Source organism: Anaerovibrio sp. JC8 (assembly GCF_002100115.1).
Classification (GTDB): Bacteria; Bacillota; Negativicutes; order Selenomonadales; family Selenomonadaceae; genus Anaerovibrio.
Genome location: NZ_ANBM01000011.1, coordinates 1 through 16,223 on the forward strand (window position 1 = coordinate 1; position 16,223 = coordinate 16,223).

A 16,223-nucleotide genomic window follows, 5' to 3' on the forward strand; every position below is an offset into this window, starting at 1 on the left:
TTTGTAAAAGTAGTACCATCATCTGGCTTGAATCATGTGTGCATGATTCCTTATTGCATTGTTTAGTTTTCAAAGAACACTCACTTTCTCAGAAGCTTCTGCTTCGTGAGTCAGCTTCTATATAATATCTCGAAGCCACTGTAATGTCAAGCACTTTTTGATATTTTTTCATGTCGCTGAGATTCGTTTCATAATCTCCTGTTGCGACAACGTTGATTATGATAACGCCATATGAGGATTTTGTCAACAGCTTTTTACATTTTTTCTGCACAATTGCAAAAAGACTGCAACAGCAGGAAGCTATTCCTGTGTTGCAGTCTGTAAATCATTATCTGTATTCCTCGGTTATCTCCTGAAAGCTCCTTTTCCCGGCAATATAGTCTGCATAAACCGTTTCCGGGGATTTTCCGTGATACACCTTGCACATACCACAAATATCACAGTTGCCCCGACAGTAAAAATTGTCCCTTATATACTGTTCACGTTCCAAAGCCGTAGAATTGGCAATCTCTGGAGGTTTTCCCATAATTACACCTTATTCATAACGTTCATCAATTACACGCTTGGTCTTCTTCTCACTTCTAGGCAGCAGACCAATTTCTACCACCTTTACCAGTGGAGTAAAGCCTATGCGGCTCTTGACCCTGGTTGCCACCCGCTTGGCCATATCCAAAAAGTCCACACTGCCGTTGGTTTCCACATAAATACGCATGGTATCCTTGCCATCGAGATGTGATATTCTGATCTGATACTCACTGGACAGCTCTGGGAATTCCTGCAGAATTTCCTCAATCTGCTTAGGGAATACATTAACACCCTTGATCTTCATCATATCATCGGTACGTCCGCCGATAACATCAAGACGAGGGAACCTGCTGCCGCATGGGCACTCCCCTGGAATAATTCTGGACAGATCATGGGTCCGATAACGAATCAGAGGAGCGCCTTCCTTAACCAGGGTTGTAATAACAATTTCGCCCCACTCTCCGTCCGGAACCGGCTTTAAGGTCTGCGGGTCAATGATTTCCAGATAAATATAATCATCCCAATAATGCATGCCCGTTTCATGCTTGCAGTTTACTCCGATACCAGGACCATAAATTTCTGTAAGTCCGTAAATATCGTAAAGCTCAATGCCCAGCTCCGTGGAAATGCGGTCACGCATTTTCTGACCCCAGCGCTCGGAGCCGATGACGCCCTTCTTCAGCCTGATCTTATCCTTGATACCCCGCTTTTCAATTTCCTCTGCCAGCAGCAAGGCGTAGGAGGAAGTAGCACACAATACAGTACTGCCCATATCCTCCATCATCTTAAGCTGCTTGTCAGTGTTACCAGGCCCCATAGGAACACACATGGCTCCCAGCTTTTCACAGCCTGCCTGGAAGCCGATGCCGGCTGTCCAAAGACCATAGCCCGGAGTAATCTGAATAACATCCTTGTCAGTAATTCCCGCCATCTCGTAGCAACGGGCAAACATGGTGGCCCAATCCTCTACATCCTTTTTGGTATAAGGAATAATTACTGGGGTCCCCGTAGTACCGGAGGATGAATGGATGCGGACTACCTGCTCCTGGGGAACAGTCATCAATCCTAAAGGATATGCCTCCCGCAGATCATTTTTCTCGGAAAAAGGCAGCTTCTCAAATTCCTCCGGACTGGACACATGGTTTATGCCTGCCTCCTCCAGCTTCTTCCCATAGAAGCTGTTGGCCGCCTCCAGTGCATCAATGCGGTCATTTACTAACTTAAGCTGTTCTTCGGTTATCTTCATAATGAATTGCTCCCCTATCAATTACTTTATTTTTTTATGTTGTGTATTACTTGCAAGATTTAGTCCCACGCTAATGGGCGCTAAGTCTCCTTTTCTCTTAGGTTGGAGACAAGCCCCCATAAGCTCTGGATTAATTCGACTAAATTCAGTGGGTGCATACATTTCCCACTGAATAAGTCTCATTGAACATACTGCAGGGCTTTAAAATTAAGCTCATGGAACTTTGGCGGAATACGGGTAAGTATCACCTGACGAATATCCTCCTCCGTCAGCCCAAGAGCTCCGCTGTTTACTGCCGCCCCCAACAGCAGCAAATTGACAATTTTGGCGCTGCCCAACTCCCTGCAGGCCTGTTCAGTATCTACAACAATGAGCTTTTCAACCTTGTTCCGGATATAATCCAGCATCTCAGTGCCATTGTAATTTGAGCCTGCCAAGGCAGCTGTAACCGGCATTACCGGCCGGCTGCTGACAATAACCTGTCCGCCTTTTTTCAGATAAGGCAGCATACGCACTGTCTCCCCCGGCTCAAAGCCAATAATAATATCCGCACTGCCACTGGCTATCATCGGGCAGTCCACATCATCACCCAATCTGATATGGCTGAATACACTGCCACCCCGCTGGGCCATGCCAATGGTTTCCGCACTCTTGACAGGAATTCCCTTATTCATGGCCGCACTGCTGATGAGCTTGGAGGCCAAAATAGTCCCCTGGCCGCCGACACCGCAAAGAATAATGTTTTTACTCATTGGCCTCACCTCCTATTGCGCCCACTGGGCATATCTGACTGCAAAGACCGCAGCCAGTACAGAGGGAATAATCAATAACCACCCGTTCATCGCGGATAATCAAGGCAGGACAGCCAATTTCCCGAATGCACTTGCGGCAATTTATACACTTATCCTGATTTACAGACAGGCATTTATCTGATTTTACAATGGCAATACATGGAGACTTGAAAATAATAGCCTTAACCCCCGGAAGGGCCGCTGCCGCCTTTACTGTTTCCACGGACTTTTTATAGTCAAGTGGGTTCACTGTTTCCACAAATTCCAGGCCAATACCCTTCAAAATGGCTTCAATGCTGACCTTGTTCACCACATCTCCCATCATGGTCTGGCCAGTTCCCGGATGTGGCTGGTGCCCAGTCATGGCGGTGGTGGAATTATCCAGAACCACCAGAGTCATATTTGCCTGATTATAAACCGCATTTATTACTCCCGGAATAGCCGCCGCAAAGAAGGTGGAATCACCTACAAAGGCAAAGCAGCTGGTATCGGGCTCAATGTGGTCCACACCCTGGGCTATACCAAGGCCAGCCCCCATACAAAGACAGGTGTCTACCATATCCAGCGGCATGGCATTACCCATGGTATAACAGCCAATATCTCCCGCAAATAATGTTTTCTTGCCCTTCATGGCCTGCTTAACCGCATAGAAGGAGGCCCTATGTGGACAACCAGCACACAGCACCGGCGGACGAACCGGCAGCTCCGGCATCTGTGCCTTATCCTCTTCCGTAAGGGCCGCAGTTTCAGGAGGCTGTACTCCCAGGAATTTGGTGAGGTTTGCCATAACTGAATCAAGACTGTTTTCCCCGGAATTTTTCACATCCAGAGTCAGCTTGCCATAAATTTTTACAGGCAGCTGGTACTTTCCTGCAATATAGATAAGCTCACGCTCAATAACCGGGTCCAGCTCCTCAATACAAATAACCTCATCCAAGCCCTTAAGGAATTTAACCGCCAGATCCTCTGGGAATGGATGGGGAGTAGATACCTTTAAAAGCTTAACATCACCTAAAGCTTTTAAGGCCTCAGAAACGTAGGTATAGTTAAAGCCGCCAGTGGCAATGCCCTTCTTAGGAAAAACCTTGCTGTCCTCATGTAACAGCAGATTTTTGCTGTAGGAAGAAAATACCTTGGACAGCTCCACATTGCGGGCCTCAATATTTATGTGAGCCTGATAGGACAGCTTTGGGAAAATAACCCAGCGCTTGGTATCCTTAATAAAGCCTTCAGGCTTGTTATGCTTATATTCTGCTTCGTCCTTGACGCTTATGGAGGCATATCCATGTGATACGCGGGTTGTAGACCTCAAAAAGACAGGTGTCCTGTACTTCTCCGAATATTCAAAGGCGTCCTGAACCATCTCGTATGCTTCCTGCACCGTGGACGGGTCAAAGCATGGCAGCTTGGAAAAGCGGGAAAAATGACGGGTATCCTGCTCCGTCTGGGAGGAAATAGGGCCCGGGTCATCCGCAACCAGAACCACCATACCACCCTTGACACCAATATATTCCAGGCTCATAAGAGGATCCGTGGCCACGTTAAGCCCCACCTGCTTCATGGTAACCATAACTCTGGCACCGGTATAGGCGGCTCCGGCCCCTACCTCCATGGCTGTTTTTTCATTAATTGACCACTCCACATAGGTGTCCTGAGGCCGATGCTTGGCCACAGTCTCCAGCACCTCTGTGGAAGGTGTCCCCGGATACCCCGCCACCAGATTGACTCCAGCCGCGATGGCACCCATGGCAATGGCTTCATTGCCCATTAAAAACTCCTGATGCATCTGTATCTCTCCCAACGACATTTATTTATTCAGTCGATACACATACTTACACGACAACATCATTATTCTACCACAGGTGGACAATAAAGCAAAGGAATTCCTTTAACTTTTTAAAGGATGTTAGTAACAAAAAACCGCCACAGATGATGCTTTATATCATCTGCGACGGTCAAAAAGTCTATATTGCGGCATAAATCGCCATATTACTGAACCTGAATATAATCCCTTAAATCACGGCGTATCAAGGCATTGGCACCATAAGCACCGTCCACATAGCCCACCCGCAGAACCATCTGCGGTGTATACGGCAGCTTCATGGTATTTTGAATAGCAAAGCGGCGGGCCTTGCTTTCCATGGCGAAGCTCATAGGCTGAACCTCAATATCATTGCGCACGGCATAAAGCCATGCCTCTGTCAAATGCATACCAGCCTCGATATAGCCCACATTGGTATCATTGGCTGTAATCAGAATGTAGCCGGCACAGTTTTCCGCCTGACGCTGGGCCATTTCATAGCCAGTCTGGGCGAAGGTGTCTCCCTTGGCAAACCAGTGAGAGCCAAAGGTATAGTATATGGCCTTGCCCAGGCCCGTAATACCATTTTGCTCAGCTGTGAGGCCGTCCTTCTTCTTTTCCACCTCTCCATTGGAAAAACGCAGCCAGTCTGCCAGCTCATCACGAATATCCTGATTATCCCGTTGCTCGGCAGCTGCCGCCAGAGTCTGGTCCTTCACCAGCGTAAAGACCTCGGTAGTATCCGGAACAAATACCGCCCCCCGGATTCCCTTCAAACCGTCCTGGAAAAATTCCGGAATGCTGGCCTTGGTATAATCCCGCTTATCGGTGTGGCGCCGCCTCATCAGGGTAAGCAGCCCCTCATCCCGGGACATGCCGCTATTGGCATAAATAATAGTAATACTTTGGCCGTTGTCACTGATATGGAGGCTGGCATTATAGCCGTAAGCCTCAAAGGCCAACATACAGCTGCGGGCATAGGCCCCCATGGAAATATAGGTTTCCCGGTTATCCTGATCCACAGCCGTCAGCAGTCTGGTATTATCCGGGGAAATAACCAGCTTCCCTTCCGCGGGATAAACCTTCACTTCCCACATCTGCGCATTATGGGAGCTTGGAGCCAGCCCGGCATAATACAGTATCTGCTCTACCTCACTGTTTATGCCGTCTACCTCAGTATCCGTCCCCACATCCACTGGTTTTCCCACGTAGCACACGTACAGGCACAGAAGCACAACAACAGATATGGTCGTCCACATAATTTTCCTTTTTAATGTCATAAATCCTCCGTCCTCTATCCCTCGTTGTCTAATTAACCACAAAGAAGCCCTGTTGTCAACCAAACCAAATAAAGAACCTTCTTCAGTCCTATACCAAAGAAGGTTCTTGTACATATCATTTTTACACCATACTCCAGATAACCGTCACCACATCGTGCATCTGGATGCTTTTTGGGGTTATGTTCAGCTTCATGCCAGTGCCTGTTTCCGGGGAGCCTGGGACCGTCAGAACCGGCTCGGTGGCTGAGGCTATGCGTTCGTCGTTCCAGGAATACTCTATGGTCTGTATAGGACCAAGGGTGACTCCGGCGGCCTGGGCCAAAATCTCTGCCTTCCCCCGGGCACTGCTGACCGCCCTGGCCAACACCATGTCCTTCACCGCTTCCTTGGCCTTTACAGTGTAGGCTATACGAAACTCAGGATGGGCCGCACATTTGGTAAACTCCGTGAGGCAGGCGGTCACCAGCTTGGTATCCAGGGGAATTTCCAGTATCAGGCCGTGATTATAGCGGTAGCCCTTTAACACAGACCTTACCCCGCCATCTTCATCGGTTTCATCCTCATAAACAGTATCCACCTCAAAAAATTCCGTTTTCAGGTCATCCTTGTTGAACTCCAGCCGCTGAATGCTGACCCGCAACAGCTCCGTCATGGCCGTGGACATCTTTACCGCCGCATCATAAGTGGGCGCAAAATCAGAAATTTTCGCGTGCAGACATACAATATCCGGCTCCACAGTAACACTGCCCCGGCCAGTAACCTTAATAACCCTGTCCATGGTTTGTCCCCCCAGAAGCCTCAGCCCTGTTCGGCCAGATAGGCCTCGTCAATAAATTCGTTGGTATAGCCCTTAAACAGCTCTATATCCTGCTTATTCAGCTGATAAAATGCCTTGTAGTAATTTTCCCCGCCGATCATCTTTGGGGCAAAACGGGCCAGCAGGTCCTCATAGCCCTTCTGGGAATCCGCCAGCTCAATAATGCTGACAATCTTGCGCTTCTTTTCCTTGAATCGTGCCTTGTCCTCCTCGGTCAGAGGCCGCTTCCGGGCATAAATGGCATAGCCCTGGGGAGTATCCACCAGATACAGCATCCCCTTGGCCTTTTCCACTGCCTTGCTGTGACGTTCCTCACGAAGCAAATAACGCAGATGCTCCCACACCTTGTTTATTTCCTCCGTACTCAGATGAGGCTTGTCCTCTACCTCAAAAAGATTATACTTTTCCGCAAACTTTCTTACGAGGTAATTAAAACAGAAAAGGGTGGCCTCCGCATCCGCAGCTGCCGAATGGGCAGAACCAGCCCGCCATGCATAGCCGCATTCCTCGGCACACACCACCAGACGTGGCACATGATAATAATCAAAGTCCTTTTCCTCATGGAACACAGCCCAATAGAGGTCACGGACATCCATGGCCTTCTCCGGTAAATTCTGGAAACCGTACTTCTCCAGCACCCTTATATCATTATCTACAGCAAAGCCCAAAATCATCTCGCTTTTATCGAAGATTTTCTGAACCTTGGGTATATGCTTTACAAAATAAGGCTTGTCTGCCACCATCTCAGGGGTTATACCATGTACCCTTTCGGCATAATGCCACTTATTAACCTTCTTAGGCTTGTACAATTGATTGTGAATAAGAGCCCCCTGTTCATTAAAAATTGACAACTCCAAAATCTCATTGCTGACTCCTGTACTGGTGGACTCAGTATCCAGGCAAGCGATATGCATATCCGAACCTTCTCTCAATAATAATCATAAGGTGAAATAAGAATTAAATTCACCATAAGTATAATATACTACATACAGTTACATTTTTCCTGCAAATAAAAAATACACCGCCCAAAATGAACGGTGTATTTACACTTTTCATCTGAAAACAAATGACTCTTAGTCAATGGAGCCGGACTTCAGGGACAGGCCACGCTCAGCCAGTCTGTCGCAGATTTCCTTGAAGGACTTGGCACCAAGATTTCTGAAGCCCATAATCTCCTCAGTGGTCTTGGCCACAAGATCACCGATAGTGAAGATGCTGTTGCGCTGCATGCAGTGAGTAGAACGCTGGCTCAACTCCAGCTCGCTGATAGGAGCATTCATGAGCTCCTCCATAGCCTCACGGCTGTTATCCCCATCATCGGAGGACAGGCTGTAGCTCTCAGGATTTGGCTCATCAACCACGGTATCCTCGCACAGAGCCAGGAATGGGTTCAGGCCCTCAATCATGATGTTGGCTGCCAGCTTCAAGGCATCAGCAGGCATAACAGAACCATTGGTGAAGATATCCAGAGTCAGGCTGTCATAGTTGGTGATGTTACCAACACGGGTGTTCTTAACCACATAATCTACGCGGTCAATTGGAGAAAAGAGCGCATCAATAGGGAACATGCCCTTGTCGGCGGAAGTGTTCTTGTCGGCAGAAACATAGCCGCAGCCGCTCATAATCTTTAAATCCATGGCAAGCTTCTTGCCGGCCTTAACAGTGGCAAGGTGAAGCTCAGGGTTGATAATCTTGAGCTCGCTGTCAGAAGTAATATCAGCAGCAGTAACCTCCAAATCCTCGCCCTCGGCCTTAACATCAATATGAGCCACCAGCTCGTTCTCAACAGGCTCAATGCAAAGGCTCTTCAAATTCAAAACTATATCAATTGCATCTTCATGGGTGTTGGACAGCTTGCTGTCAATGGCAGTTGCACCGGTAATCTTAACAGCTGTAACTGCTGCACCCTGAATGGATGACAGGAGAATTCTCTTGAGACTATTACCAATTGTGGTACCATAACCACGGTCAAGAGGTCCGCATACAAACTGACCATGAGTTTTATCGGTCACATCTCCAGAACAACGAATTTTAGTTGTATTGACATCCAGCATATCAAAACTCCCCTCAGGTATTTTAGTCCATTATCGCATACCATATATCTTAACACGAATATAATCAAAAATCAAGCTACTCGCTAAAAATACTGTCCAGCATCTTCATTTCCTGATCGCTGGCCTCCCTGACGGAATACTCCAGTTCCAAGTAACTGTCCACTGTAATATTAAGAAGCTCCGCTACCATGTGAATGCTATATCCTTTTGCCTGGCGAGCAGCCTTCAATTTTTCTAAAACCACTTTATATTAAATCCCCTTTGTCATAAACTGTAACCGCAATTTTTGACTGTCGGTTTCCAAACGAATGACATTTTATTATATGGTCCGGGATTTGTAAAGTGAATTTTAAACTAATTTTTATCCGCTGCCAGCGAGGCCTTCAAATCCATCTCTATACGCTTCTGCTTATCTATGTTGTATACATATTCGGTGCCCATGAGATGGCCTGTGGCCTTGTCCCTGTACAGGAGCATCAGGATCAGCTCCCAAGCAGGCTTGCCATTAATCAGACGCTCATACTCAAAGGAAAGGGTTGTGTTCCCTTCACCGAATTTTTCCATAAGCCAGGCCTGGTTCATAAAGGCCAAATAAACATCCTTGTATTCAGGAAGCACTGACCGCTCCACAAGGTGTCTTACGCCTACCATATATCTGTCATCACTGACTATACCCGTCTCAGTTTCCACCGTTGCCAGATCCTGGGCCGAAACAAACTTCTCCTCGGTAATGTCAAGATGAAGCACGAACACCAGTGAGCTCATGAGGCTCTTGAGAGAATCCGCAGTAGTAAACTGGGCCTGCACATCAGGCTCATAGAGATAATTGATATACTGTACCATGACCATCAATGCAGGATATTCATCGGAATATTCAAGGCTCCTGGAAACAGTCATGCACACCCAATGGTAAATATCTCCCACGCGACGGCGATACTGGAATCTCAATGGCTTATCCGACAAAGCCAGCCGGGTAGTCAAATTTCTGAGATCAGTAAACTTCTTGTAATTCTCCAGCTCATCAGGGTGGATTAGATTGTTGTCAATAATATTGCCGTTCCAGGTGGAAAAATGCTTGGAAATATGATAGCCGAAAATCTCCTCATCCTTGTCCATCTGGATAATCTCGCAGGTCCCGCTCAAACCATCAACCTTCATGATAGTCTTAAAGGTCTTGTCAATAATATTCATGGTGTCCTGACGGGCCGCCACATCATTATCAGCCAGCTTCCATGTGAAAAGCACCCACGGATTGTTCTTGGAGAACACATTTGGCACTATGCACTCAAAGGTAACCCAAACATAACGGCCATCTTTCATGCAGCGCAGATGAACACGGCGCCGATGCTGCTTTTTGGTAATCTGCAGCTGGGTAGCCACCATGGAGGTCTCACTAAGGAAACGCTCCTTATCGCTGCTGTGCACCATGCCGCTTTCCACATATCGCTTGGTATAATCTTCAATAGTAATAGGACGTGGGCCCATAACCCCATCCTTGTCCTCAGACTTCTTGATAAAATGATACTCACCGGTCCAAGGATTAACCTCCGCCACCTTCCAGAAATATGCAGTAATATCCTGGAGGTAGGAACGGGTCATTTTACGCTTGTGTATATTAGATGTAGTAACATTATTCGCATCAGAAATAATAGCCTCAAAATTCTCGATGGACATAGGCTGGTAGAAATAGTAGCCCTGCACATACTCGCAGCCCATCATGGAAAGAAGCTCTATCTGCTCAAGGGTCTCAATGCCCTCCACAATAATAGGCAAATCTATCTGGCGGGCCATATCAATAATGGAATAAATAATGTTGATGCCCCGACCACGGTTTCCACTGGAGAAATCAAGGAATCTCATGTCCAGCTTAAGAACGTCGGCGTCCACATCCTTAAGCATATTCAGTGAAGAATAGCCACTGCCGAAATCGTCAATGATAATCTTAAAGCCATTGCGCTTCAGGGCTTCCTCTGCTTCCTTGACAACGCTTTCGTTTTCCACATAGGCACTTTCAGTAATCTCTACCTCCAAGGCACACAGGGGATCTGATACTTGTGCACCAGCTCCGTGAGAACCCGCACAACGTCCATGTTTTGGATATCAATGCGGGAAACGTTAATGGAAACAGGCAGCACAGGAAGACCCGTATCCATCCAGCGGCGGATGGTACGGCAGGTAATCTCCCATATATGCTGGTCAAGCTGGGTAATATAGCCATTCTTTTCCAAGAAGGAAACGAACTTCCCCGGCATAATGACTTCCCCATCCGGGGTAATCCAACGCACCAGAGCCTCCGCTCCCACAATTCTGCCATCCACAATCTGGCATTTTGGCTGCAGGAAAATGGTAAATTCATTATTTGCCATAGCCCGCTGAATACGTGGCATCAAATCAACAGTGGTAGCCAGCTCCCTGGCCATGGTCTCACTGAACCAGTTAATATCAGCATAGGAATAGCAATAACACTTGCCAATGGCCATAATGGTGTAATCATACATATCTACGGCATCAGTAGTGTCATTTTCCGTAAATTTGTAGGCACCCCAAACCGGACGGAACAACGGATCCGTCATATATCTGCCCACAATAAGCTTTACACTTTCAATAAGAGCCTCCACCAGCTCGGGATCTTCCTTAAAAAACAAAGAAAAATAGTCACTTCCCATATAACCGGCGATCAAATTATGGTCATGACTAAGCTGCTGGAAATACTTGCCCAGCTCCGCCAGGAGAGCATCCCCCTTATCCCGCCCGTACCATTTATTGAAATACTGGAAATTCAGTATATTGACGGACATCATAACACTGGGAACCGGGTCAGATTTAATCTGTGTTTCTACCAGATTCCAATAAGAGCGCATCAGTGGCAAGCCCGTAAGCTGGTCAATATTCAATGTGCCCTTCTCTGTTTCGGCAGAATTCTGCTGAATATTGTCATTTTCGTTCATATCTGACACCCCTTTAGGTCATTCTACCATAAACAACGTTAATCTGACTATAAGATATAGGACGAATTATTGAGTCATTTTTCTCCCATAAAAAATTATGTATACATAATATAACTCTTGCTACATAAATGCTGAAAATGTTATACTAACCAGGTATACATCGATAATAATATTTAATTATTCATAGAAAGGACGCGGTACATTCCGCGAAGGTGATGAAAATGAAGGTTGGTATTTATGGTTACGGCAATCTGGGCCGTGGCATCGAATGCGCAGTAAAGAACAGTGAAGATATGGAACTGGTGGCTGTATTTACCCGCCGCGACCCTTCCACTGTAAAGATTCAGACCCCTGGTGTTGAGGTTGCTTCCGCTGCTGACGTGGAAAAATACGCCGAGAAAATCGATGTAATGATTATCTGTGGCGGCAGTGCCACCGATTTGCCTGAAATGACTCCTGCCCTGGCAAAGCATTTCAATGTGATCGACAGCTTTGATACCCATGCCCGTATTCCGGAGCATTTTGATAACGTAAATTCTGCTGCCAAGTCCACTGGCCACATTGCACTCATTTCCGCCGGCTGGGATCCAGGCATGTTCTCCCTGAACCGTCTGTATGCCAATGCCATCCTGCCAAACGGCAATGACTACACCTTCTGGGGCAAGGGCGTAAGCCAGGGCCACTCCGATGCCATCCGCCGGGTTAAGGGTGTAAAGAACGGCAAGCAGTACACCATTCCTGTAGACAGTGCCCTTGAGGCTGTCCGCGCCGGCAAAAATCCAGAGCTGACCACCCGTGAAAAGCATATCCGTGAGTGCTTCGTGGTAGCTGAGGAGGGTGCAGACAAGGCAGCCATCGAAAAGGAAATCAAGGAAATGCCAAACTACTTCGCAGATTATGACACCACAGTTCACTTCATTACCGAAGAAGAGCTGCAGGCCAACCACAGCGGCATTCCACATGGCGGCTTCGTATTCCGCACTGGCTCCACCGGCTGGAACAACGAAAACAAGCACGTTATTGAATACAGCCTGAAGCTGGACTCCAACCCTGAGTTCACTGCCTCCGTAATCGTGGCTTATGCCCGTGCCATCGACCGCCTCCATCAGGAAGGAAATATCGGCTGCAAGACCGTATTTGACATCGCTCCGGCTTATCTGAGCCCACTTTCCGGTGAAGAGCTGAGAGCCCATATGCTTTAATATTCATATACCTTAATATTTAAGATTTCTTTCAAAAATAAGGCCGAATTGCCATCACTTAATAATTGATGGCAGTCCGGCCTATTTATATTAGTTTTCTATTCCCTTGCGGGCTTCAATTCCTTTGGTGTAGTAATGGCGGATTTCCTTCATTTCCGTAACTAAATCCGCCCTATCCAGCAGCCACTGAGGAGCATTGCGGCCGGTGCACACCACCTCCGTGGTTTCGGGAAGGGCCTGCAGCAGGCCTTCGATTGCTTCCTGCTTAATTAAACCAAAAAACAGGGCCACATTTACTTCATCAAGGACCAGCAGCTCTGGCGGTGATGCCAGGATTTCCTCCTCGGCCACTTTGAATTCTTCATCTATCATGGCCACATAATCCACCGGGGGCTGTCCAGGCGGAAATATAACCACATTATCACCCCATTGGGCCTTTTCTGCCTCAGACAGCATGCCCTCAGCCGCCACAAAAAATGGCTTTCCCGTGGTTCTCAGCACCAGCTGGGGGGCAAACTTCTTCAATACCGACTGTTCACTGTAGGCAAGGCTTTTCATAAACTGCAAAAAGAACACCCTGTGTCCGGCCCCCAGGCTCCTGATGGCCAATCCTATGGCAGCAGTGGTTTTCCCCTTGCCCTTGCCCGTATAAACTTGAAGCATCCTATATCACTTCCTAATTTATGCTGCAAGATTTGTCATCAAACTTTCTTGATTCATAGTGATTCTACCCTTGGTAGCAGCATATTCTGAGGTTATTTCCCTGTTCAGCTTCACTGTCAGATAATTCTGCAGGGCCGCAGTATCAGTAACCCCCACCGGCTCAGCCGCAATGATTGCCCCGTCTGCCCGCAGGCCGCTGTAGCTGTCACCGCCACCAGCGATAAAGCTGCTTACTACTATTCTATACTCTGCCTCCGGATTAAATGGCTGACCAGCCACCTTTGTTATGACAACCCTGCTGCCCGGCTCCGCCGGCGCATAAAATATGGACTCAGGATATTGCGGTCCCTTCTTGTATGGTACATCAATATTAAGGGTGTATTCTATCCCCGCCACCTGTGGAAAGCCTCCCATGCTCTCCGGTGTCTCCTGGGTATTTGCTTCCAGAATTTCCAGCAGCTTGGAGCCCTTAATGGTAATAACCGACAGCTCATTGGCAAAAGGACTCACATCCTGCATATCCTTTACGGTAATTGGGCCAGCCTTGATACTGGTTCGGATGGATCCACCGTTATAGATACTGGCCTGAGCCTTATTATTTTCGGCCAGCTTCTCATTGGCCTGCCACAAAATGGCATCGGCACAAAAGTCTCCCAGAGGCATTTCCTGGGTCCGTACCCCTGGCTTGGCGTTTCCATCAAGGGCTATATCCGCCTTGCCAATTACAGTACCAAACTGTTTTTCAATATCCTGCAGTGCTTTATTGACCATCTTTTCCAGGCCCTTGTCCTGCTTGGTGTACTGACCATAAGGAATCATTTTCTCCTGCCACCGGCCATCCTCATAAAGGATGCAGCCCACATTCTGGGTATAGCAGCCGGTTTCAGCCCGCAGGGTATTGCCAATAACATCGTTTTTTACATTGTGATCATGGCCATCAATAAAAATATCAATGCCGTTGACATTTTTCAGAATATCCTCGGAACGGCTGCCCTCACAATCCGCGTTGCTTCCCATGTGTCCCAGGGCAATAATCAAATCGCACTTGGCTGCTATCAGTTTGTTGACACACATCTGGGTGCTGGCATACAGCAGCTCCTTATCGAGAAAATGCAGGCCTGATACGTAATCATGATTGGCAATAGTCGAAGTGGACGGCGTAGTAAGCCCGATAATGCCAATACTGCCATAAGGCTTCTCCAGAATCACATAAGGCTTGATAAAGGTCTTGCCCGTGTTCTTTTCCACTATATTGCAGGATACAAAGGGAAATTTGGCTTCCTTCATCCGCTGCTGCAGCACCTCCAGGCCATAATCAAATTCATGGTTTCCAAGAGTAGCCGCATCGTAGCCCACTGAATTCAGAAATTTTATGGCCGACTGGCCCTTATCAAACTGGGCGAGCTCATTGCCCTGAATGATATCCCCGGCGTCCAGCATCAGCACATGATAGCCCTTGGACTGAAAATCCTTCTTTATCTGGGCAATTACCGGCATGCCAATATGCTCAGCATCACTCTGGTCATAGCCGTGACTGTCATTGGTATGCAGAATCACCAGCTTGCTGAAATCAGCCGCAAAGGCCGTCTGGCACAGCAATATGAAGGTCACTAAAAATCCATACAGCGACCGTTTAAATATTTTTTCCCTGCCAAAACCCATTAATTAACTACCTCCTTACGCTTCAGGACAAGAAAAAGCCCTGCAAAATTATCCCGATGGATAATATTCGCGGGGCTTTTATTATTTCCTCTTTTTAATTTGACATTACCTTACTTGCCAAGTGCCTGTACCTTGAGAAATTCCATGTCTGCACCGGCGTTGTCTTTTCTGTCAACCCATTTCAGCACACCATTGCGCAAAATCAGCACACAGCTGCCGTCAGAATAAACATTGGTGTCACTTTCCTTACCGTTTTCATATACGATGCAATCATTGCAGATACCATTGCCAGGGCACACGATAACGGCATTATCCTTGTCATAGCGACAGCTATAGGTCCAGTATCTGTGCTCAGCTGCACTGTTGGCCCATGTAATATCTACAACATAGGCATTGCCCTTCTTGTCAATAACGATGTTGCAGCGTCCGCAGGCCCATACACCCAGATAATCCTTCGGAGCTATGCTTTCGCTGAAGTGCTTATAGTCATAAGTGCCACAACGGATAAAGTGGAAGGCACCATCCTGTCCGGACCAAAGCTCCTCCTGCAGGATGCCATCCTCATCAGTCTTGGCAAAGCAGGTCCAGTTAGTCCCATCATTTTCATCAAAAACGAACCATGGCGAATAGGATCCATCCGGATGCTCCTCTGCAATCACCCTGATAGTACCAAAGGAAGTTCCGCCCCCCTTATAGGACAATTCATAGGTGTAATCAGGATTTACCTTCAAGGTTCTGGCATCCATCACATCGCCCTCACTCCAGGTACCGATAATCCCCTGAATACTGGTGTCGATACTGCTCATATCAACGGCTGCCGAAGCAAATGGCGTCTTGCCACCCCCCAGCACAAAACAAGCTGCCAGCACCAGGACAAACACATACCTGATAAGCCCTCTACTTTTCACGACAATCCCTCCTCAATGTTCAGTTTTCACACGGCAAAGCCTGCGGGCCCCCTGCCCCCGGCTTTTTGTACGAACATTATATAAGAATTGCGTGGGTACGTACAATAGAACTTCAGGACTTTTTTAAAAATTTAAAATACGACTTTTTCTATAAAAAAACGAACTGGCTTAGACAGTTCGTTGTACCAAGCAAACATATGTGTTATAATCATTTTGGTGCTACCATAACGGTAGGCGGTCAATCCTGGCCCCTGAAACGGGGGTGTTGCCTATGACATTATATGACTGTCTCACAATCATATTTCTTGTCACAATTTGTATTATCG

13 protein-coding genes and 1 pseudogene are annotated in these 16,223 nt (G+C 47.3%); 1 reads left to right on the top strand and 13 read right to left on the bottom strand.

Annotation, left to right across the window (positions count from 1 at the left end; all coding sequences use genetic code 11):
• Positions 1-328: 328 nt before the first annotated feature.
• The 10 genes and pseudogenes from D081_RS10305 to D081_RS13110 form a co-directional block, all read right to left on the bottom strand.
• Entirely contained in the window at positions 329-526 is a 198-nt protein-coding gene (locus D081_RS10305; protein ID WP_085024095.1) for a hypothetical protein, read from the bottom strand.
• Positions 527-535: 9 nt separating this feature from the next.
• Complete coding sequence (locus D081_RS10310) at positions 536-1,771, bottom strand: phenylacetate--CoA ligase family protein (protein WP_085024096.1); 1,236 nt, start codon at positions 1,769-1,771, stop codon at positions 536-538.
• Between the two features lie 179 nt (positions 1,772-1,950).
• The gene (locus D081_RS10315; RefSeq protein WP_085024097.1) at positions 1,951-2,523 is read right to left on the bottom strand and encodes an indolepyruvate oxidoreductase subunit beta; all 573 of its coding nucleotides are present in this window, start codon (positions 2,521-2,523) and stop codon (positions 1,951-1,953) included.
• Positions 2,516-4,348, bottom strand: coding sequence for an indolepyruvate ferredoxin oxidoreductase subunit alpha (gene iorA / locus D081_RS10320; RefSeq protein WP_085024098.1), 1,833 nt, complete (start codon positions 4,346-4,348; stop codon positions 2,516-2,518). The genes D081_RS10315 and iorA overlap by 8 nt, the downstream gene beginning before the upstream one ends.
• Before the next feature lie 203 nt (positions 4,349-4,551).
• Positions 4,552-5,643 (bottom strand): hypothetical protein, encoded by a 1,092-nt coding sequence (locus D081_RS10325; RefSeq protein WP_085024099.1) that lies wholly within the window; start codon positions 5,641-5,643, stop codon positions 4,552-4,554.
• Positions 5,644-5,764: 121 nt separating this feature from the next.
• Positions 5,765-6,421 carry an SIMPL domain-containing protein gene (locus tag D081_RS10330; RefSeq protein WP_085024100.1) on the bottom strand — a complete coding sequence of 219 codons (657 nt, stop codon included), beginning with the start codon at positions 6,419-6,421 and terminating at the stop codon, positions 5,765-5,767.
• Positions 6,422-6,441: 20 nt separating this feature from the next.
• Positions 6,442-7,374, bottom strand: a complete 933-nt coding sequence (locus tag D081_RS10335) for an exonuclease domain-containing protein (protein ID WP_085024101.1) — start codon at positions 7,372-7,374, stop codon at positions 6,442-6,444.
• Positions 7,375-7,533: 159 nt separating this feature from the next.
• Complete coding sequence (locus D081_RS10340) at positions 7,534-8,514, bottom strand: DNA-directed RNA polymerase subunit alpha (RefSeq protein ID WP_085024102.1); 981 nt, start codon at positions 8,512-8,514, stop codon at positions 7,534-7,536.
• A 76-nt stretch (positions 8,515-8,590) separates the two neighbouring features.
• Positions 8,591-8,758 carry a helix-turn-helix domain-containing protein gene (locus D081_RS12560; RefSeq protein ID WP_143272195.1) on the bottom strand — a complete coding sequence of 56 codons (168 nt, stop codon included), beginning with the start codon at positions 8,756-8,758 and terminating at the stop codon, positions 8,591-8,593.
• A gap of 110 nt (positions 8,759-8,868) precedes the next feature.
• Positions 8,869-11,462 (bottom strand): annotated as a pseudogene (locus D081_RS13110) (EAL domain-containing protein).
• Between the two features lie 221 nt (positions 11,463-11,683).
• Here D081_RS13110 and D081_RS10355 point away from each other — a divergent pair.
• Positions 11,684-12,664, top strand: a complete 981-nt coding sequence (locus D081_RS10355; protein ID WP_198941993.1) for a diaminopimelate dehydrogenase — start codon at positions 11,684-11,686, stop codon at positions 12,662-12,664.
• Between the two features lie 90 nt (positions 12,665-12,754).
• Here D081_RS10355 and D081_RS10360 read toward each other — a convergent pair whose 3' ends face one another.
• From D081_RS10360 to D081_RS10370, 3 genes are all read right to left on the bottom strand, one after another.
• Complete coding sequence (locus D081_RS10360) at positions 12,755-13,327, bottom strand: cob(I)yrinic acid a,c-diamide adenosyltransferase (RefSeq protein WP_085024106.1); 573 nt, start codon at positions 13,325-13,327, stop codon at positions 12,755-12,757.
• An 18-nt stretch (positions 13,328-13,345) separates the two neighbouring features.
• Complete coding sequence (locus D081_RS10365; protein ID WP_085024107.1) at positions 13,346-14,989, bottom strand: bifunctional UDP-sugar hydrolase/5'-nucleotidase; 1,644 nt, start codon at positions 14,987-14,989, stop codon at positions 13,346-13,348.
• Between the two features lie 110 nt (positions 14,990-15,099).
• A complete protein-coding gene (locus tag D081_RS10370) occupies positions 15,100-15,897 on the bottom strand; it encodes a hypothetical protein (RefSeq protein ID WP_085024108.1) in 798 nt (265 codons plus the stop codon).
• Between the last annotated feature and the right edge of the window lie 326 nt (positions 15,898-16,223).